The sequence below is a fragment of the Streptomyces sp. NBC_01446 genome, assembly GCF_026340095.1.
Classification (GTDB): Bacteria; Actinomycetota; Actinomycetes; order Streptomycetales; family Streptomycetaceae; genus Streptomyces; species Streptomyces aureus.
On sequence record NZ_JAPEPO010000001.1, the window covers coordinates 7,535,314 to 7,554,144 of the forward strand.

Annotated in this window: 15 protein-coding genes; 6 read left to right on the forward strand and 9 right to left on the reverse strand. The window is 67.7% G+C overall.

Annotated elements, in window-relative coordinates; translation table 11 throughout:
• Positions 1-730 precede the first annotated feature (730 nt).
• Both OG456_RS34010 and OG456_RS34015 read left to right on the forward strand, forming a co-directional pair.
• Complete coding sequence (locus OG456_RS34010; RefSeq protein ID WP_266567805.1) at positions 731-1,612, forward strand: alpha/beta fold hydrolase; 882 nt, start codon at positions 731-733, stop codon at positions 1,610-1,612.
• Between the two features lie 524 nt (positions 1,613-2,136).
• Entirely contained in the window at positions 2,137-3,003 is an 867-nt protein-coding gene (locus OG456_RS34015; RefSeq protein ID WP_266567807.1) for an alpha/beta fold hydrolase, read from the forward strand.
• Positions 3,004-3,265: 262 nt separating this feature from the next.
• Here the strand turns inward: OG456_RS34015 and OG456_RS34020 are convergent, their stop codons facing one another.
• Positions 3,266-4,486 (reverse strand): transposase, encoded by a 1,221-nt coding sequence (locus OG456_RS34020; RefSeq protein WP_266567809.1) that lies wholly within the window; start codon positions 4,484-4,486, stop codon positions 3,266-3,268.
• A 318-nt stretch (positions 4,487-4,804) separates the two neighbouring features.
• A complete protein-coding gene (locus OG456_RS34025) occupies positions 4,805-5,377 on the reverse strand; it encodes a TetR/AcrR family transcriptional regulator (protein ID WP_266567811.1) in 573 nt (190 codons plus the stop codon).
• A 127-nt stretch (positions 5,378-5,504) separates the two neighbouring features.
• Here OG456_RS34025 and OG456_RS34030 point away from each other — a divergent pair, with 127 nt between their 5' ends.
• The 3 genes from OG456_RS34030 (at position 5,505) to OG456_RS34040 (ending at position 9,915) form a co-directional block, all read left to right on the forward strand.
• Positions 5,505-6,974, forward strand: a complete 1,470-nt coding sequence (locus OG456_RS34030; protein ID WP_266567813.1) for an amidase — start codon at positions 5,505-5,507, stop codon at positions 6,972-6,974.
• A gap of 34 nt (positions 6,975-7,008) precedes the next feature.
• Complete coding sequence (locus OG456_RS34035) at positions 7,009-8,577, forward strand: long-chain fatty acid--CoA ligase (RefSeq protein WP_266567815.1); 1,569 nt, start codon at positions 7,009-7,011, stop codon at positions 8,575-8,577.
• Between the two features lie 93 nt (positions 8,578-8,670).
• On the forward strand, positions 8,671-9,915 hold the full coding sequence (locus OG456_RS34040; RefSeq protein WP_266567816.1) for an NADH:flavin oxidoreductase/NADH oxidase family protein: 1,245 nt from the start codon (positions 8,671-8,673) through the stop codon (positions 9,913-9,915).
• Between the two features lie 57 nt (positions 9,916-9,972).
• On the opposite strand, the gene OG456_RS34045 is transcribed toward OG456_RS34040, so the two are convergent.
• The 6 genes from OG456_RS34045 to OG456_RS34070 form a co-directional block, all read right to left on the reverse strand.
• A complete protein-coding gene (locus OG456_RS34045; RefSeq protein WP_266567817.1) occupies positions 9,973-10,596 on the reverse strand; it encodes a winged helix-turn-helix transcriptional regulator in 624 nt (207 codons plus the stop codon).
• Positions 10,597-10,946: 350 nt separating this feature from the next.
• A complete protein-coding gene (locus OG456_RS34050; RefSeq protein WP_266567818.1) occupies positions 10,947-11,783 on the reverse strand; it encodes an SDR family NAD(P)-dependent oxidoreductase in 837 nt (278 codons plus the stop codon).
• A gap of 660 nt (positions 11,784-12,443) precedes the next feature.
• Positions 12,444-13,511: an alkene reductase gene (locus tag OG456_RS34055; RefSeq protein WP_266567820.1), complete on the reverse strand. Its 1,068-nt coding sequence runs from the start codon at positions 13,509-13,511 to the stop codon at positions 12,444-12,446.
• A 212-nt stretch (positions 13,512-13,723) separates the two neighbouring features.
• Positions 13,724-15,613, reverse strand: a complete 1,890-nt coding sequence (locus tag OG456_RS34060; RefSeq protein WP_266567822.1) for a propionyl-CoA synthetase — start codon at positions 15,611-15,613, stop codon at positions 13,724-13,726.
• Between the two features lie 150 nt (positions 15,614-15,763).
• Entirely contained in the window at positions 15,764-16,777 is a 1,014-nt protein-coding gene (locus OG456_RS34065) for an NADP-dependent oxidoreductase (RefSeq protein WP_266567824.1), read from the reverse strand.
• Between the two features lie 75 nt (positions 16,778-16,852).
• Complete coding sequence (locus tag OG456_RS34070; protein ID WP_266567826.1) at positions 16,853-17,764, reverse strand: alpha/beta hydrolase; 912 nt, start codon at positions 17,762-17,764, stop codon at positions 16,853-16,855.
• A 161-nt stretch (positions 17,765-17,925) separates the two neighbouring features.
• Between OG456_RS34070 and OG456_RS34075 the strand changes: the two genes are divergently transcribed.
• The gene (locus OG456_RS34075) at positions 17,926-18,399 is read left to right on the forward strand and encodes a helix-turn-helix domain-containing protein (RefSeq protein ID WP_323136416.1); all 474 of its coding nucleotides are present in this window, start codon (positions 17,926-17,928) and stop codon (positions 18,397-18,399) included.
• Between the two features lie 42 nt (positions 18,400-18,441).
• Here OG456_RS34075 and OG456_RS34080 read toward each other — a convergent pair whose 3' ends face one another.
• Complete coding sequence (locus OG456_RS34080; protein ID WP_266567830.1) at positions 18,442-18,660, reverse strand: CGNR zinc finger domain-containing protein; 219 nt, start codon at positions 18,658-18,660, stop codon at positions 18,442-18,444.
• Positions 18,661-18,831 lie beyond the last annotated feature (171 nt).

Below are 18,831 nucleotides of genomic sequence, written 5' to 3' on the forward strand. Positions count from 1 at the left end.
CCAACTTCACCGCACGCGGCCGAAGCTTCTGATTTCTGCCGGGACGGCCTCCTTCGTCGCGCCGACACCATTGCGTGCTACAGGAGAGACCGGAACCACCGGCTGGCACAACTCGCCCCAGCTCGCCCCCGTCGAGCCGCCGAAGCCTTCGGGCCCCACTCCGTTCGTCGTCCAGCTCGCTGCCGCCTTCAGTCGCCGCCCGCCCGCGCAACGTTCCCGCTGGAGCGCTACCGCGCTCCCGCCTGTCCCTATCCGCCTGTCGCCGCTCTCTCGTGACCTCCGCACGCCGGTGCGGGAGGAGCGCGCCGCATTGGTCTCGTGAGATGTGTGCCCCGGGCGCCTTCGTCAGCGAACGCCCAGCACCAGGCTCACGTGCTCCATCTTGGCGTTGAGGGGTGAGAACGACCCAGCCTGTCGTGAGGATTCTCTTGCGTTCGTCGCTCCCTGCCGCTTAACATTACGATCATAATTCAATACGTCGGGGGCGCGGCCCGTCCTGGAGGCCGGCCAGGCGAATTTCGAGGTGATCGGGACGAGTCGTTTCCCGACGGCCGACTTCCTCGACGTCACTGGCGCCGCATCGGCAGCCGCCGTGATCGAGCGGCTCGGTGGATCGACGGAGTGGTCGACAGCACCGGTGTCGGTTCATCGGGCGCCGGCTGTCGGGCAGGTGGCGTCTTCGACAGCAACATTTTCGGCGCGGTGCGCGAGAGCGGAGCCGCGAAAGACCATGCCTATCAACCAGCAGGAGAAGGACATCATGAGCACGTATCTGGCGGACGAAGCCAAGGACGTTGAGGTCGAGGGTCCCTCGGCGACATTTACCTACCGGCGGATGGGTCCGCGGGGCGGAGTCCCGCTGGTCCTGCTGAACCGCTTCCGCGGCACCATCGACTGGTGGGACCCGGAGTTCCTCGACTACCTGGCCACCGACCACGATGTGATCGTGTTCGACAACGTCGGTGTTGGCTACACCAACGGCGAGCCGCGTGACTCCCTCGACGGCTTCGCCGAGGGCGCCATTGAATTCATCGAGGCGCTCGGCCTCGCGCAGGCCGACCTCCTCGGTTGGTCCCTGGGCGGCATCGTGGCCCAGCGTGTGGCCGTGCGACGCCCCGAGCTGGTGCGCAAGCTCATCGTGGCAGGCAGCGGCCCGGCCGGCTGGGTGCCGGGAGCGCCGGACATGAGCGAGAAGGTCCTGGGCATCATGGCCAAGCCCGATGCTGACACGGACGACGTGCTGTATCTCTTCTACCCCGAGACGGACGCGGCCCGAGCCTCCGGGCAGGAGCACTTCGGTCATGTCTCGACCCGGCTCGCCGCCGGCGGCCCCGCGATCTCCGAGGAGGCGGCGCTGGGCATGCTCACCGCGGTCGGCAAGCTCCTGGAAGTTCCGTTCGACCAGGTGAAGGCAGAGCTGGAGTCCATCAAGCAGCCCGTCCTGTACGCCAACGGTCTGCACGACGTGATGATCCCCGCCTACGCCTCGTACGTCGCCGTCCAGCACCTCGAGAACGCCACCCTCGTCCTTTACAGCGACGCGGGCCACGCCTTCCTCTTCCAGCACGCCGAGGAGTTCGCCACTCAGGTGGCCACCTTCCTCGCCGCCTGACCAAGCCGGCCAGGCCGGCCGAACCGCCGGCACCCGTCGACGTGGGAGCCCGATCGGTGCAGGCGTCACCTCGCGTCTAGGTGAGGCGGCGCCTGCCTTGTCTGTTGGAGGTAACCAACGCGATCGGCCAACGGTCCCTGCCTCACGGCGCCGTGACCTCGTGGGGCAGATCCGTCGATCTTCCCGGCCGTGATCATCGTGCGGCTTCGACCAGGCCCTGGCGCACCGCGCTCAGCCATCAGGAACAACGCGGCAACGTTGTCCGGCTGGCGGGCGCGCTTGGTGTATCCGACCTCTTTCCGCCGCCTTGCGTCCACATGGAAGTACGGTCATACTTTAATTATCGGTGAGACAGGTAGAGGCTCCGAGTAGGGGGCCCGCTTCCCGCAGTCTCCGACTGCCGGCCCCGCAGATTGCATCCGCAGGTGGGCGGCGCAGGGGCTGATCCGGGCCCTCAGCCTCTTGGAAGGGGCTGGCGCACGCCGCTCACAGAATCGTCCCCCCACACCCAGAAGGACACGGCCGTGAATGACGCACAAGGAACACGAGGCGGCGGCGTGACGTCGTACCAGAACGCACCTACGCGGACCATCACGGCTGGGGGAGTGACCTTCGCCTACCGCGAGCTCGGTCCTCAGTCCGGTGTCCCGGTGGTATTTCTGACCCACCTCGCCGCAGTCCTCGACAACTGGGACCCCCGGGTTGTCGACGGCATCGCCGCCAGACGCCGGGTCATCACATTCGACAACAGGGGCGTTGGCGCTTCCAGCGGCTCGACGCCGCGCACCATCCAGGCAATGGCGAAGGACGCGATCACCTTCATCCGGGCGCTCGGGTTCGAGTATGTCGACCTCCACGGTTTCTCGATGGGCGGCATGATCGCCCAGGTGATCGCGCAGACCGAACCGCAGCTCGTCCGCAAGTTGGTCCTCACGGGCACGGGGCCTGCTGGGGGCGAGGGGATCAAGAACGTGACGAGGTTGTCCCACTTCGACACTGTCCGAGGTCTGCTCACCCTCCAGGACCCGAAGCAGTTCCTCTTCTTCACCCGCACTGCCAACGGGCGCCGAGGCGGTAAGGAGTTCCTGGCCCGCCTGAAGGAGCGCACCGATGGCCGGGACAAGGCGATCTCCCTCACCTCGTACAGCGCCCAGCTCAAGGCCATTCGCCGCTGGGGTACGGAGCGGCCTCACGATCTCTCTGTCATCCACCAGCCCGTCCTCGTCGCCAACGGTGAGAGCGACCGGATGGTGCCGACGAAGAACTCGGTCGACCTGGCTCGCCGGGTGCCGAACGGCGAGTTGTCGATCTACCCCGACGCCGGCCACGGCGGCATCTTCCAGTACCACGGGCAGTTCGTGGAGACAGCTCTCGAGTTCCTTGAGCGGTAGTAGGTGTCCGTGAGTTGAGGGCGTTTGAGGGCCGTGAAGCCCCGTGCGAACTCGCCGAACTGTGGCGTCCGGGTCGCCTGGCGAACGGCAATGTGCAAAGGGCCGATACCGAGCGTCGCTTGGTGGCCAGGCGGCCCCGCGTTTACGCGGCAGTCATAAGGGATCCCTTCAGCCCAGCCCTTCCTCCGGGATGAGGTTGAAGGCTCCCCTCCCTGAAGGGAGGAGATTCTCCACCCTCCAGGGCTGAGCGGGGATTTACGGCTCAGGCCGCCACCCGAGCCGGCGGCTCAGGTGGTCTTGCGCCCTCAGCACCGTCCGGGTTCCAACCTGCCCGGACCAGCATCACGCGGGCGGAGTTCTTGTCCCGGGGGGACACGGCTCCGCACACGGTGCAGGCATACGTTCTCATCGAGAGAGGGAGTGCGTGCTTGGTTCTCGCTGCGCACTGCGCACATTCCATCGTGGTGTGCGCCGGGTGCACGAGACGGACGTCCCGTGCGTGTTTGCGGCCCATCTCGACCAGGGCGCGCTTCGTCGCGGCGATGGCGGCGTCGGCCGCTGTGCGGGCCATCGTGGTCTTCGCGAGGAACTTCGGCCGGAAGTCCTCCACCGCAACCCCGTCATGGCCGCGCATCACGGACGTGGCCCACTTGCGGCCGGTGTCCTCACGCTGCCTCGCGATCTTCTTGTGCACCTTGGCGGCCTGTGCCTGCGCCTTCCGATAACCCTTGGATGCGGGCTGCCCTTTCGGGCGCCGGCGCCGGGCCATCATCCGCTGGTACTTCGCGAGCCGCTGCGCGGCCCGCTTGCCGTGCCCGGCATGCGGGAGGTCGTAGGCGTCATCCGTGGTGGTGGCCGTCTCCTTCACACCCCAGTCCACCCCGAGAACCCGCCCGGTGGCGGGCAGCGGTTCGCTCTGCGCGGGAGCGACGAAGGACACGTACCAATGCCCAAGCGTGTCCTGGTACACGCGCACGCTCGACGGGTCGGCCGGAAGGTCCCGCGACCACACCACGCTCAGCACGATCCCGCCCGCGAGGTGCACGCGGCCGTCCTTAAGCCGGAAACCGCGCTTCGTGTAGTTCATGCCCGGCTTGGCGTCCCGCTTGCGCTTGAAGTGGGGCATCCCCGCCCGACGGTGCTGCGCAAGCCGGTCCTTGATGTCCTTCAGCGCCTTCGCCCTCGACTTGGTGAAGTCGCGGATCACCTGCTGCTGCGGCACGGACGCGCCCTGAGCCAGCCACGGCGTCACTTTGCGGGCCTCGGTCAGCAGCTTGTCGAGCTGGGCCGGACCGCACGTCAGCTTCTCGCCGCCCGCTCTGCTCTGCGCGTGGACCTGCCTGGACTTGGCCACGCACTCGTTCCACAGCCACCGGCAGCGATCCCACTCGGCGTCGAGCGCGCGCCGGGCCGTGGCCGACAGGCGCACACGAAAGGTGTACCGGGCATGCCCGGCCCCCTGCGTGATCGCTCCACTCGTCATACACCCGAACCTACCCGGGAGGACTGACAGTCGAGAGTTCTTGACCGCTGTCGGCACGCTCACCCCGACACGCGGTGGACGGTCTTTCGCCCTGGGGGCGAAACCCCTACTTCCTGTCCTGCCCCGCAGGACTCCGACTCCTCCCCGGCCTGAAGGCCGGGCATCCTCGGAGGAACCCGGTGAAGACTTTCTCAGTGACGACGAGAGCGGGCGGTTCACCGCCCGCTCGGGCGAACGAGACCGCCGCCGCTCTCGGTCGACTTCCTCACGGATGGCGCGGCGGCGGGTGCCCGCCCCGTTGCGAGTTGACCGTGCTCCTCAATGCAAGAACGCGAGAGCGTTCTCAATTCCCTGCTCGAGGACCTCGTCGGAGAGCTTTTGATCTGAGAGCGCCCGGGCCAGTTGCATCGTCCCCACGATCATGGTGAAGAGCCCTAGGGCTCTACCCCGTGCGGACTGCGGATCCTCCGGGCTCAGCCGGGCGGCGATCTCGTCCAGGATGGCCCGTGCCCCTTCTGCGTAGGCCTGCTTGGTCGCGCCTCCACAGCGGCTGATCTCGTTGAGGAGGGCGGCGGAGGGGCATCCGACGTCGGGGTGGTCTCTGTGCTCGTGCGACAGGTACTCGCGAACGAGGTCCTCGAGTCCCGGGCGTCCCGGTCGCAGCGTGCCGTATCTCTCGGCCTGCGTGCGCAGTTCCTGCGCGACGACGTTGGAGACGAGGTCGTCCTTGGATGAGAAGTGGGCGTAGAACGCACCGTTGGTAAGCCCGGCGTCCGACATCAGCGTGGAGATGCCGGCGCCGTCTATGCCGTCCTGCTTGAACCGCTGGCCGGCCCTCTCGATGATCCGCTGCCGCGTCACCTGCTTGTGCTCCTTGGCGTAGCGCGCCACAGGTTCCTCCATTCGCTCCGCGGGGCCGTTGCCTGGCATCCCATCCTAGTCTATGGTCTGTCGCACGTAATATTATGATCGACAGGTAATTCCCGTCGATCCGCCACCGTCAGGGATGAGGCATGCCGTGAGTGACGTCGCCTTCCGATCCGCCGTGGAACAGTTGCGCGCGCTGGCCTCGGGAGAGGTCTCGAGCCAGGGGCTCGTCGAGCTCTACCTCGAGCGAATCGCCACCCACAACACGGCACTGAACGCCGTGATCACCGTCGATGCCGAGCGAGCCCGCCGGGAGGCCAGGGCGGCGGACGCCGCACGAGCGGCGGGGCAGGACCTCGGGCCCCTCCACGGTGTGCCGATCACGGTCAAGGACAGCTTCGAGACAGCCGGGATGCACACCGTCTGCGGACGCAGGGACCTCCGGGACCACGTGCCCGAACAGGATGCCGAGGCTGTCAAGCGGCTGCGTTCGGCGGGCGCCGTGATCATGGGCAAGAGCAACATGCCGCCCGGCAACCAGGACGTCCAGGCCGACAACCCGGTGTTCGGTCCCTCGTCGAACCCGTGGGACACGACCCGCACCTCGGGCGGGTCCGCCGGGGGCGGCGCCGTCGCCACCGCCGCGGGCCTCGCCGCATTCGACTTCGGCTCGGAGATCGGCGGATCGACCAGGATCCCCTCCCACTACACCGGCCTGTACGGGCACAAGTCGACCTGGCGGTCGATTCCCCTCATCGGGCATGTTCCCAACGGTCCCGGCGCGGGACGGTGGACAGAGGCCGACATGGCCTGCGGCGGCGCGCAGGTCCGCGACGCACGCGACCTCGTCCCGATCCTGCAGGCGACGGTCGGGACCGCCGACTACGACGACGGCTTCAGCTACACGCTCGCACCGCCGCGCGCGACCAGGCTCGCCGACTTCCGGGTCGCCGTCTGGAGCGAGGACCCGTCGTGCCCGGTCGACAGCGACGTCGCGGGAGCCGTGGACGACGTACTCACCGTGCTGCGGTCGGCCGGTGCCAAGGTCGTAGTCCAACCGGCTGGCCTCCCCGCCGACATCGCGACGAACCAGCAGGCGTTCCTGCCGTTGGTCTACGGCGCCTTCACCTACGACCGCACCGGTCTCACCCCTGCCCCTAACGCCGCCCTGTTGGCCCGGCTCGTCCAGAATCCGCGCGGCGACGCGGGTCCCGCCCTGCGGGGAACCTTCCAGTCCCACTACCAGTGGCTGAAGGCCCACACGATGCGCAACGAGCTCCGGCAGCGGTGGTTCGAGTTCTTCCAGGACTTCGACATCGTGCTCATGCCCGTAGCCCCGACGGCCGCCCCCGCCCACCACAACAAGCTGATCGACCGGTTCGGGCGGTCTTACGAGGTCGAGGGTGTGCGACGTCCTTACTGGGACCAGGTCAAGTGGAACGCCGTAGCCAACATCTCGGGCAGTCCGGCGACGACCATCCCGGTGCGCAGAGGCAGGAGCGGACTGCCCATCGGTCTGCAGGCCATGGGCCCCGGCGGGGGCGATCTCACCACCATCGAGTTCGCCGCACTGCTGGGCCGGGAAGTGGAGGGCTTCGTGCCGCCTCCGGCCTTCCGCTAGACGGACTGCCCACACCCCCAGAACCAGGAGAGCAATGATGCTCAGCCCGAGCCGCAACGTGTCCCGACTGCTGACGGACTCCGCGTCCCGATTCCCGGAGCGCATCGCGATCGTCTTCGGTGACGACCGGATCACGTACAGCGCCCTCGACGCCGCGGCCAACCGGGTCGCGAACCTGCTCGTCGGCCGAGGCATTCGGCCGGGTGACAAGGTCGCCCTGTCCTGCCCCAACCTTCCCCACTTCTCCAGCATCTACTTCGGCATCCTCAAGGCCGGGGCGGCGGTCGTGCCGCTGAACGTGCTGTTGAAGGCCCGCGAGGTCGCCTATCACCTCACCGACTCCGACGCGAAGGCGTACTTCGCCTTCGCGGGTACGCCGGAGCTGCCGATCGGGCAGGCCGCATGGGAGGGGTTCCGGGCGGCCGAGGGCTGTACCGAGTTCTTCCTGATCGAGGGCGGTGGCGCGCCGTGGACTGGGGACGGGACGCCTCAGTCGTACGCCGCGGTCGTCGCCGAGCAGCCCGAGACGTTCCGGACAGTCGAACGCGACGAGGACGACACCGCGGTGGTCCTCTACACCTCCGGCACGACAGGTCGGCCCAAGGGTGCGGAGCTGCGTCACCGCAACGTGTACGACAACGCGCTCACCGGCATCGACCTGTTCGCCGCCGATCCCGAGCGCCCCGACACCTACTTGTGCGCCTTGCCGCTGTTCCATGCCTTCGGCCAGACCGTGATCCAAAACGGCGCCTTCGCCTTCGGTGGCACGATCGTGATGCAGCCGAGGTTCGAGGCGCGGGCGACCCTGCGTCTGATGCTCACCCATGACGTGACGTTCTTCGCCGGCGTTCCGACGATGTACTGGGGTCTTCTCGCGGCACTCGACGACACGGTCGACGTCGCCCGCCTGGCCGCGAATCTTCGTGTGGCGGTGGCCGGTGGTGCAGCGCTTCCGGCCGAGATCCACAAGCAGTTCAAGGACCGCTTCGGCGTCACGATCCTCGAGGGATACGGACTGTCCGAGACCTCCCCGATCGCTTTCTTCTCCCGGTTCGGGGAGGAGCCCCGCGTCGGGTCGATCGGGGTGCCGATCCCGGGCGTGGAGATGAAGCTCATCCGCGACGACTGGTCCGCGGTCAAGGACGGTCCCGGCGAGATCGGGGAGATTGCGATCAAGGGACACAACGTCATGAAGGGCTACTACAGACGGCCCGAGGCCACGGACGAAGTGATCAAGGAGGGCTGGTTCCGCTCCGGCGACCTAGCCCGTAAGGACGAGGACGGCTTCTACTACATCGTCGACCGGTCCAAAGACATGATCATCCGTGGCGGCTTCAACGTCTACCCGCGCGAGATCGAGGAAGTGCTCATGGAGCACCCCGCCGTCTCGCTGGTCGCCGTCATCGGGGTACCGCACGCCTCCCACGGTGAGGAGATCAAAGCCGTCGTGGTGAAGAAAACCGGGAGCGGCACGACCGAGGAAGAGCTGGCCGCCTGGGCGAAGGAGCGCCTCGCCGCGTACAAGTACCCGCGCGTCGTCCAATTCGTCGACGAACTGCCCGTGACCTCCACCGGCAAGATCCTCAAACGCGAACTCGCCTGAGTACGCCGGACGTTGTCATGGCTGAGGCGACCGAGCGCCTCGGTCATATCGACGTGCCATGCCAACACACCCATCCCCACAGAAGGACAACCCATGAGCTCCCTGCCCGACCATCTGACTCTGCCCAACGGTCAAGTGCTGCCGAACCGGATCATGAAGTCCGCGTTGAGCGAGGCTCTCGCCGACAAGCGCAACGCCCCGGACCATCGCCTGGAACAGCTCTACCGGACCTGGAGCCGGGGCGGGTACGGATTGATCATCACCGGCAACGTCATGGTCGACCGCACCCAGCTCGGCGAGCCGGGCAACATCGTCATAGAGGACGACCGCGATCTCGCAGCACTCACCCGATGGGCCGCGACGACCAAGGACGCCGGCATTCCGACCTGGGTGCAGCTCAACCACCCGGGCCGCCAGTCCAACATGCTCGCACTCGGGCACACACCGGTCGCGCCCAGCCCGGTCGCGCTCAACCTGCCGGGCGCCACCAAGCCCCGCGAGCTGACGTCTGTGGAGATCGAGGACATCGTCGAGCGGTTCGCGACCGCGGCGGAGGTGTGCGAGGCGGCCGGCTTCGCCGGGGTTCAGGTACACGGAGCCCATGGCTACCTGGTCTCGCAGTTCCTTTCGCCGCTGTCGAACCGGCGCGACGACGAGTGGGGTGGCGACCCTGAGCGCCGGATGCGCTTCCTCCTCGAGATCGTGCGCCGCATCCGGTCACGGGTGTGCCCCGGCTTCGCCGTCGCCGTCAAGCTCAATTCGGCCGACTTCCAGCGCGGTGGCTTCACCGAGGGGGAGTCCCGCGCAGTCGTCGCGGCACTGGCGAAGGAAGGGCTCGACCTGATCGAGGTCAGCGGCGGCAGCTACGAGTCGCCGGCGATGAACGGCTCCGCCGCGGCGTCGACGCGCGCCCGCGAAGCCTACTTTCTGGAGTACGCCCGCACGGTGCGCGGCCTGGTGGGCGACATTCCGCTGGCGGTCACGGGGGGCTTCCGTTCCCGTGACGCGATGGAGGACGCCGTCGCCACGGGAGAGTGCGACGTCGTCGGGATCGGCCGGCCCACCGCCACGACGCCTGACGCCGCGGACGTCCTCCTCACGCGTCGCGCCGAGGCAGTCGTCGCACACCAGATGCGCTACGGCATGCGCCGTGTGCTCGGCAAGATCGCCGACCTCAAGGCACTTGACGGTGTGCTCGACCTCAGCTGGCACGCGGACCAACTGCACCGGCTGGGCGCCGGCCTCGAACCCGACCTGGGTCGCGGGCGTCTTGCCGCCACTGTCTCGATGGTGCGACGAAACGGCAGCACGTCCTTCCGCCGCAAGCGCGGCGCCTGAGGCTCACGCGATCTCACGTTCGCCGCGTGCAGCCCAGTCGGCTCCGAAATGCCCGGATCACGCCGACTGGGCTGCCGTGTGCCTTTGGGCTGCGTCGGCGAAGGCATCGAAGAGGCGACCGACCGCCTCGACATCGCCGTCGATCGCGAGCCGACCGGATTCGCAGGCGGCGGACGGCTTTTGTGTCCCGAGCGACAGCGCGATGAACGTTCCCGCGTCGCAGGCCACGGTCGTGGGTGCTGACGAGGTTGACGGTCTGGACCGGACCAGGAGCGCTCCTTCGCTGACGGTCATGGAGAACCGTTCGCCGGCGCCGGCGTCGACGTCGCACTCAAGAGCAAGGCCAGCCAGGCGACGGGGGCTGGTCGCCACTGTCATGCACAGAGCGACCATGTCCGCGCGGGCAGTCAAGGGATCCACGCCATCGCTCATCAGAGGCAGGCCCCAAAGCCCGAGCCCGATGATGGGGACTCTGAGCCCTTCGCCGAACTCGGTCAGGGCGTACTCCGTTGCCGATTCGGACTTGGAGATGGCGCCAATCGCGTGCAGGGTTCGAAGCCGGTCAGTGAGACGATTCGGCCCGATGGAGGGCATGCGGCCGAGGATCTGCGTGAACCTCTTCGGGCCCAGCAGGAGTTCTCGCAGGATGAGGACGGTCCAACGCTCACCGAGGACGTCCATGGCTGCGGCCAGCGGACAGGCCTGCCCGTATGTGCGTAGCGCTCCCATGTGATCCACCCTACTGGCGCGCCCCGAGGGGGCGGCCGCCTTGCCCGCACGCCGGGCCAACGCGAGGGTCACACGATGGACGCGGTGTAACACACCGCTGCCGTTCGCTCCGCGAAAGCGGATGGCCGCCGGCATCCTCCGAGTTCGGCGCGGGCCAACGCGCCGAACTCGATGGTGTCTGATCTCATGGCGAGCGGCGTCCGCCGCGCCCAGGCTAGGCGCGACGCTTCCCAAAGACGTGGTTAGCGGACTGCGCGAGATGTGCAAGCCCGCGCCGCGACCTGGCCGGACAGCCGCCCGGCTCAGCGCGCTTCGAGCTTGCGCAGAAGGGCGCGCACCTTGGCGTCACGTGCCATCCGCGCGTCAATTGCCGGGTTGATGACCCCGCGCAGCACGGACAGCGGCGTCCAGCGAGCCGGCCGGATCACGCGGGGTGATCGATGCTCAATGGCATCCGCGATGGCATGTGCCGCCTTGTCCGGCTCGATGCGCTTGAGCAGGGCGCGAGGTGCGGTCCTCGACAAAAGCTCGGCGATGGTCGGATCCTCGTCGACGCCCTGCCTGATCATGTCCGTCTGGATCAGCGAGAAGTACGCGGTGGTCGCAGAGGCGCCGTGGTGGGCGAGCTCCACTCGCAGCCCCCGTCCGAGCTGCTCAACAGCAGCCTTGCTCATTGCGTAGGCAATGGCCCCCGTGCCGGTGAGGAAGGCGAATACCGAACTGATCAATACGATCTGACCCTGGTTGGCGATGATCTGCTTCATGGCTGCGTTCACGGTGTTGATGACACCGTTGATGTTCACGGCCAGCACTTTGCCGGCCGCGGGTGCGGACATGGTGCGGAATGTGGAACCGTGCCCCATGATGCCGGCATTCGCGATCGCGATGTCGACCCGGCCGAACCGCTCGCAGATGAGGCCGACGGCATCATGGAGTGCGTCGGCGTCGCAGACGTCTGCCGTGATGCCGACCACGCCGGACGGTGCGATGCGTGCGGCGATTTCCGGCGTCTGGGGATGCAGATCTATGATTCCCACCTGCGCACCGCGGGAGATGAGAGCCCGAGCCGTCGCGCTGCCGAGTCCGCCGGTGCCGCCGGTGATGAGTACGACCTTGCCGTCGAGTTCGTATGTGGTCATGCGGATGCCTCGTCTTCAGTCATGGGGATGGTTAGCCCGCGTCGACGTTCAGTGCGGCGAGTCCGAATTCGGGTCCGGGCGAAGGGAGTTCACGTTCTCCGGCCTGCCTGGCTCGAGGCAGAGGCGACGAACCAGGAACCATGTGCCAAACACGCACGACGACGCTCGGAGACACGCGGCCGCGGCGAGATCCGCGAATACGTCGGAGGGCTCCGTCGATGTTTCCGTCAACCGCCTGGCTGTGGGCATCCGCAAATCCCGCAGCGACCGGGTTGCGGTTCGCTGCTCCGATGCGGGGACTGCAGTGCTGATGCCCTGAACGCGAGGGCGGCTACCCCGGACGCTCTCTCGGTCCTGTGAGATGACGTGGGCGTCACGAATCGTCAGCGCGCCACGCCCGATGCCCGCCCGGCGGCGCCTGCGTCATGAAGCAGAACGCTAGCAAGCACTATATGAAATGTATAGCGTCTGTGTTGCCGCGTGATGGCGCTCGACGCGCCAAAGACGCCCTTGACCTTGCCGGAACTCCAGGGTGTGTGATGTGGAACGACTACGGCGCACGTCGAGGCGACCCGCACCATTTGCGGTCGCCGGCGACGTGCGCCGTAGTCAGGCCGAGGCGCCCGAAGTCAGAGATTTCCTCGGCTTCCGGGGGCTTCGTCAGGCGGCGTGGGCGGGGTAGTCGGTGTAACCGGCCGCGCCGCCGCCGTAGAAGGTCGCGGGGTCGGGGGAGTTGAGCGGCGCGCCGGCGCGTATGCGCTCGACCAGGTCGGGGTTGGCGAGCGTCATGGAGCCGACGGTGATGACGTCCGCCAGACCGTCTTCGACGTCCTTGGCGCGGGTGGGGATGTCGGTGCCGGCCCGGTTGAGGATCAGCGTGTTCGGCCACAACCTGCGGAGAGTGGCGAGCAGTTCCTCGTCGCCGCCGTGGGCGAGGTGCAGGTAAGCGAGGTTGAGCGAGGCGAGGGCGCGGACGAGCTCCGGGTAGAGCTCGTGAGTGTCGCTCTCCACGACGTCGTTGATCGCGAAAGGGTTGCCGGGCGAGAGCCGCAAGCCGGTGCGGCCGGCGCCGATCTCGTCGGCCACGGCCGTGGCGACCTCCACGACGAAGCGGATGCGGTTCTCGATGGAGCCGCCGTAGCGGTCGGTGCGCTGATTGGTGTTGGTGGAGAGGAACTGGTGCACCAGATAGCCGTTGGCTCCGTGGATTTCGACCCCGTCGGCGCCGGCCGCTATGGCCGCCGCAGCGGCGCGGCGGAAGTCGTCGACCGTCGAGGTGACCTCCTCGGTGGACAGCTCACGGGGCAGAGGTAGTTCCTGGGGCCCGGATGCGGTGATGATGACGCCCGCGGCCCTGATCGCGGAGGGGGCCACCGGCTGCCGCCGGTGGGGAGTGTTGTCGGGATGGGAGATCCGTCCGGCGTGCCCCAGTTGGATGACGATCCGTCCACCGGCCCCGTGCACGGCATCGGTGACCTTGCGCCACCCAGCGATGTGCTCTTCGGTGTAGATGCCAGGCGTCAGCAGGTAGCCCTGCCCGTCGGCGGAGGGCTGCGTACCTTCTGTGATGATGAGGGCGTTCGAGGCGCGCTGGGCGTAGTACTCGGCGTTCAGCTCGGTCGGTACCCCTTCCGGGGTGGACCGGTTGCGAGTCAGAGGGGCCATCGCGAGCCGGTGCGGAAGGGGGATGTCCCCGGCGACGGTCGGGTGCCAAAGGGCACTGATCATGGGTGATTTCCTCAGGTGATCGGTGTGGATTGCGCAAGGGTGGGCTTGGACGCCGTGTTGGTGCACTCCGCGAACGGCCAACTCCCGTAAGGCCAGGGCTCCCGGCGGCAGCGGCTCGTTCCGATGTGGACCGACACCCGGTCGAGGGCCGCGCTGCACGGAGTCGGTGGTCGCCTTGCTTCGCCCACCATTGGACGGGTCGTGTCAGCCGGTCACGGGTTGTGCCCGGCGCGGCGGAGAACAGGACGCAGGACGTCGATGACGCGGGGGTCGTCCACCGTGGAGGGGATGGGTTCGTCGCGGCCGTCGGCGATGCCGCGCATCGTCCTGCGGAGAATCTTGCCGGAGCGGGTCTTGGGCAGGGCGGCCACGACCGCGACGTCCTTGAGGGAAGCGACGGCGCCGATGCGCTCGCGGACGAGCTGGACGAGTTCGGCCTCGACCTTTCTCGGGTCGCGGCCGGTGCCGGCCTTCAGGACGACGAAGCCACGCGGCACCTGTCCCTTAAGGGCGTCGGCAACGCCGATGACGGCGCATTCGGCGACATCGGGATGGGCGGCCAGGGCCTCTTCCATGCTGCCGGTCGACAGGCGGTGTCCGGCGACGTTGATGACGTCGTCAGTGCGGCCCATGACGAAGACGTAGCCATCATCGTCGATGTGTCCGCTGTCGCCGGTGAGGTAGTAGCCGTCGTAAGCGGAGAGGTAGGAGGAGATATAGCGGTTGTCGTCATTCCAGAGGGTGGGCAGTGCACCGGGTGGCAGGGGGAGTTTCACGACGATCGCACCGTCGACGCCCAGTGGTGCTGGCCTGCCCGAGGCATCGACGACGCGGACGTCCCAGCCCGGCAGTGGGAGGGTGGGGGAGCCGGGCTTGAGGGGGGCGGCTTCGATGCCGACCGGGTTGGCGACGATGGGCCAGCCGGTCTCGGTCTGCCACCAGTGGTCGATCACCGGGACGCCCAGGAGAGCGCTCGCCCAGTGATAGGTCTCGGGGTCGAGGCGCTCGCCCGCGAGGAAGAGGTAGCGCAGGTGGGACAGGTCGTAGTCGGCGGCGAGCGCGCCCTTCGGGTCCTCCTTGCGGATGGCCCTGAAGGCAGTGGGTGCCGTGAACATCGTCTTGACCCGGTACTCGTCGGCAACGCGCCAGAACTGGCCCGCGTCGGGCGTACCGACGGGCTTTCCCTCGTACAGGATGGTCGTGGCACCGGCCAGCAGGGGCGCGTAGACGATGTACGAATGCCCGACGACCCAGCCGACGTCGGAACCGGTGAACATCGCCTCGCCAGGGCCCACGTCGTACACGGCGTCCATCGACCAGTGCAGGGCCACCGCGTAGCCGCCGCAGTCGCGCACAACTCCCTTGGGCTTTCCGGTCGTTCCGGAGGTGTAAAGGACGTAGAGGGGATCGGTGGCAGCGACGGGAACGCAGTCGGCCGGCGATGCGGCGGCGACCAGGTCGGACCAATCGAGGTCGTCGGGGCCCAACTCGGCTGGCTCCTGCGGGCGTTGCAGGATCACAGACTTTTCCGGCTTGTGGACTGTGAGTTCGATCGCCCGGTCGAGCAGTGGCTTGTACGCGATGACACGGTTGCCCTCGATGCCGCAGGAGGCGGAGACGACCACCTTGGGGGCTGCGTCGTCGATACGGAGGGCGAGTTCACGCGGAGCGAATCCGCCGAAGACGACCGAGTGGACCGCGCCGATACGTGCGCAGGCCAGCATCGCGATGACTGCCTCGGCAACCATCGGCATGTAGATCACCACCCGGTCACCGTGCCCCACGCCGAGCTGCGCGAGCGCCCCGGCGAAGGTCGCCACCTCATCCCTCAGCTGGGCGTAGGTGTAGGTGCGCCGGGTGTCGGTCACGGGGGAGTCGTAGATGAGCGCGGGCTGTTCGCCCCGGCCGGCTTCGACGTGCCGGTCGACGGCGTTGAAACAGACGTTGAGCCGCCCATCGGGAAACCAGCGGTAGAAGGGGGCGCCCGAGGAGTCCAGGGCGCGTTGCGGAGTGACATCCCAGTCGATGCCCTCCGCCGCCGTCAGCCAGAAGTTCTCCGGGTCTTCGGTACTGGCACGGAAGGCATCCTCGTACATTCCCATCGCACAACTCCTTGTGGCATCCAGGGACCGTGGGGTGTGACGGCGTACAGCACGCTGTCGGGCATGAACATCTCGTGATGGCCGACACGGACAGGCAGAATGCCGGAGACCAACCGCCCGGTCACAGGCAGGCCCGCGGCCGGGCTGGTTTCAGCCGTTGTCGGGCACCATCGCCACCACGACCTTGCCGGCCTTGGTGCGGCCCTGCTCGACGTACGCCATCGCCTCGAGGGTCTGGCCGAACGGGAAGGTCCGATCGATGACAGGGCGGAGCTTCCCACTGTCGTAGAGAGCCCCGAGCTTGCGCAGCTGTGAGCCGTTGGCCTGCATGAAGAAGAACTCGTACCGGACGCCCAGCGACTTGGCCTGCTTGCGGACCTTGCGACTGAGAATGTTCATGACCGCACCCATGAACGAGGGGGCGCCGAGCTGCTTGGCGAACCCGGCGTCCGGCGGGCCGACGACACTGATGGCCAGGCCGCCGGGCTTCAGCACGGTCAGCGACTTCTCCAGGTTCGCCCCGCCCACGGAGTCCAGCACCAGGTCGTAGCCGGACAGCACCTTCGAGAAGTCCTCCTTGGTGTAGTCGACGACCACGTCGGCGCCGAGGCTCCTGACCAACTTCTCGGAATCGGCGCGGGCGGTCGTCGCCACGGTGGCGCCGAGGTGCTTGGCGAGCTGGATGACCGTCGACCCGAGGCCGCCGGCGCCGGCGTGGATGAGCACCTTCTGGCCTGGCTTGACGTGGGCACGGTCGACGAGAACCTGCCAGGCCGCCAAAGCCACCAGCGGCACTGCGGCTGCCTCCTGGAGGGTCAGCGAGGCCGGCTTGGGCGCGACGTCGTCCTGGTCGATCGCGATGAACTCCGCGAAGCCTCCGATCCGCAGGTCGCGCGGACGGGCGTACACCTCGTCGCCGACGCTGAAGCCGCGTACGGCGGAGCCGACCTGCGTCACGACCCCGGCCACGTCATGGCCGAGCACGAACGGAGTCTTGTACTTCAGGAGCTGCTTGAACTCCCCGTTGCGGACCATCTTGTCCAGCGGGTTGATACTGGTGGCGCTCACTTTGACCAGCACGTCACGGCCCCCGACGGTGGGCTCGGCTACCTCTGCGACTCGTGCGCCGTCCTTGCCGTACTTTTCGACGACGAATGCCTTCATGTCAGCCAGCCTTCCGCGTGATCTTTTTCAGTGTTTTCTTCACGATGGGTGCGTTTGTTCGGGTAACTGTTCTGATCAGTTGCCGAGGTGCTGGCGGAGCCACTGGCCCATCTGCTGGATGGCCCGGTTCACCTCGGGCACGCGCCCCGCACCCAGGACGAACGAGTGCTGTCCTTCGGGCAGCGGGTGGACCTCGGAAGTGATTTTGAAGTCGGCGAGCCGGCGGGCGAGTTCGGCGCCGTCGTCGGCGAGGGTCTCGTACTCGCCGTAGTGGACGGCGGTGGGCGGCAGGCCGGTCAGGTCGGCCTTCGCGATGCTGATCCTGGGGTCGGTGAAGTCCACGGCGGGGTCCTGCAGCCAGGCTCCTCGGAAGAGTTCGAGGGTGTTCCTGCTGGGCATCTTGTCGTTGTCTTCGTTCTCGTCGACCGAAGGGTTTTGGATGGTGAGGTCGGTCCACGGCGAGACGCTGACGATCGCGCCCGGGGTGGCCTCCCCCTTGGCGAGCAGGCGCAGCGGCAGCATGACCGCGAGGGTCCCGCCGATGGAGTGGCCGGTGCTGCCGATGTTGTGCGGTTCGTAGCCCTGCGAGAGCAGCCAGCGGTAGGCCGTCTCGGCGTCGTCGAGCTGCGCCGGGTAGGGGTGCTCGGGCGCCAGGCGGAAGTCCACGACGAGCGAGCGGGCTCCTGCCGCCTTCGCGATGTGCCCCGCGGCCTTGCGGTCCGAGTGCATCGAGGCGGTGACCGACCCGCCGAAGTGGAAGTGGAGCAGTGCCTTGTCGGGATCGGCGTCCTGGGGGATGGCCCAGAGGGCGGGGACGCCGCCCGCGTCGACCTCTGCGTAGGTGACGCCTTCCGGCTCGGTCGACGCCTTGTGGTTGGAGTCGACGATGTCGCGGACGACGGCCAGGTCGAGGCCCGGTGTCGACGACTTCGCGCTCACGCCTTCGAGGAACTGTGCGAACTGCTGCGCTTCTGGACTGACTCCCATGGTGGCGCTCCTTCTCAGGTGATTGCCGCACACCGTCTCTGACGCGCGGCTGGGTTGATGTCCTGGTAACGACGCTACGCGCTGAGTATAGAAAAGTAAACTTAGGTTCGGTTAGGATCGCTTCCATGGATGCTTGGACCGAAGTTCTTGAAGGCACCGGCATGAACGCTCGCCTCGATCGGGACACCTCGAACTGCTCGATCGCCCGGACCCTTGAGATAGTGGGAGAGAAGTGGACGATCTTGATCCTTCGCGAGGTCTGGTATGGCTCGTCCCGCTTCAGCGACTTCGAACGCGTGCTCGGCTGTCCTCGCAACCTCCTCGCGACGCGACTTCGCATGCTCGTGGAGGAAGGGATCCTCGCCACCGAGACCTACAAGGAGCCCGGCTCGCGAAGCCGCCCGAAGTATGTGATCACGCGCAAGGGTATGGATCTGGTGCCAGCCGTGATGGGGCTCCTGCAATGGGGTGACCGTTACCGCGCCGATCCGGAGGGCCCGGCCGTTCTGGCGCGGCACCGCGGATGCGGCGCGCCCGTCGACGCCCAGATCCGCTGCGAACGAGGCCACCCTGTGCAGGCGGAGGACGTCGAGAGCGTCCCCGGCCCTGCGTTTCGTATGAAGCCGGCCGAGTGAGCTGAGCGCGGTCGAGCCAGGCGAACGACGCGAACTCCCCGGTCAGCCTTCCGGCTTGCGCCCGCTCCGTCTGGCTCGCGCCTGGTGGAGGCGGACCTTGGCACGGTTGCCGCAGCGGGACATGGAGCCAGCGGCGGTTGTGCGCAGGGGGGCCCAGGAAAAGCGCAGGGAGCAGTGGTCCGCGCCGCAGACGCGTACGCGTACGCGCCGGATATCGGCGGACAGGAGAAGGTCGACGGCGTCCTGGGCGATGAGCGCCATCGCAGCCGTGGGGTCGGCGGCGCGGCTCGTGGTGCCGGCCGGATCCAGGCGCCCGTCGGCGATGGCGAGTGCAGGGCGGGCCTGGGGGCCGCAGCTGCCGATCGGTTGAGCAGCGTGACGTCGCCGGATGCGGGCAGTCGGCCGTCGGTGACCGCCAGTACGGCCCGGTCG

Bases quoted from the DNA above. Each gene is read 5' to 3' on its own strand.
- OG456_RS34010 (WP_266567805.1), top strand. From the start codon at position 731: ATGCCTATCAACCAGCAGGAGAAGGACATCATGAGCACGTATCTGGCG.
- OG456_RS34020 (WP_266567809.1), bottom strand. From the start codon at position 4,486: ATGACGAGTGGAGCGATCACGCAGGGGGCCGGGCATGCCCGGTACACC.
- OG456_RS34035 (WP_266567815.1), top strand. From the start codon at position 7,009: ATGATGCTCAGCCCGAGCCGCAACGTGTCCCGACTGCTGACGGACTCC.
- OG456_RS34040 (WP_266567816.1), top strand. From the start codon at position 8,671: ATGAGCTCCCTGCCCGACCATCTGACTCTGCCCAACGGTCAAGTGCTG.
- OG456_RS34045 (WP_266567817.1), bottom strand. From the start codon at position 10,596: ATGGACGTCCTCGGTGAGCGTTGGACCGTCCTCATCCTGCGAGAACTC.
- OG456_RS34050 (WP_266567818.1), bottom strand. From the start codon at position 11,783: ATGACCACATACGAACTCGACGGCAAGGTCGTACTCATCACCGGCGGC.
- OG456_RS34055 (WP_266567820.1), bottom strand. From the start codon at position 13,511: ATGATCAGTGCCCTTTGGCACCCGACCGTCGCCGGGGACATCCCCCTT.
- OG456_RS34060 (WP_266567822.1), bottom strand. From the start codon at position 15,613: ATGGGAATGTACGAGGATGCCTTCCGTGCCAGTACCGAAGACCCGGAG.
- OG456_RS34065 (WP_266567824.1), bottom strand. From the start codon at position 16,777: ATGAAGGCATTCGTCGTCGAAAAGTACGGCAAGGACGGCGCACGAGTC.
- OG456_RS34070 (WP_266567826.1), bottom strand. From the start codon at position 17,764: ATGGGAGTCAGTCCAGAAGCGCAGCAGTTCGCACAGTTCCTCGAAGGC.
- OG456_RS34075 (WP_323136416.1), top strand. From the start codon at position 17,926: ATGAACGCTCGCCTCGATCGGGACACCTCGAACTGCTCGATCGCCCGG.
- OG456_RS34080 (WP_266567830.1), bottom strand. From the start codon at position 18,660: ATGGCGCTCATCGCCCAGGACGCCGTCGACCTTCTCCTGTCCGCCGAT.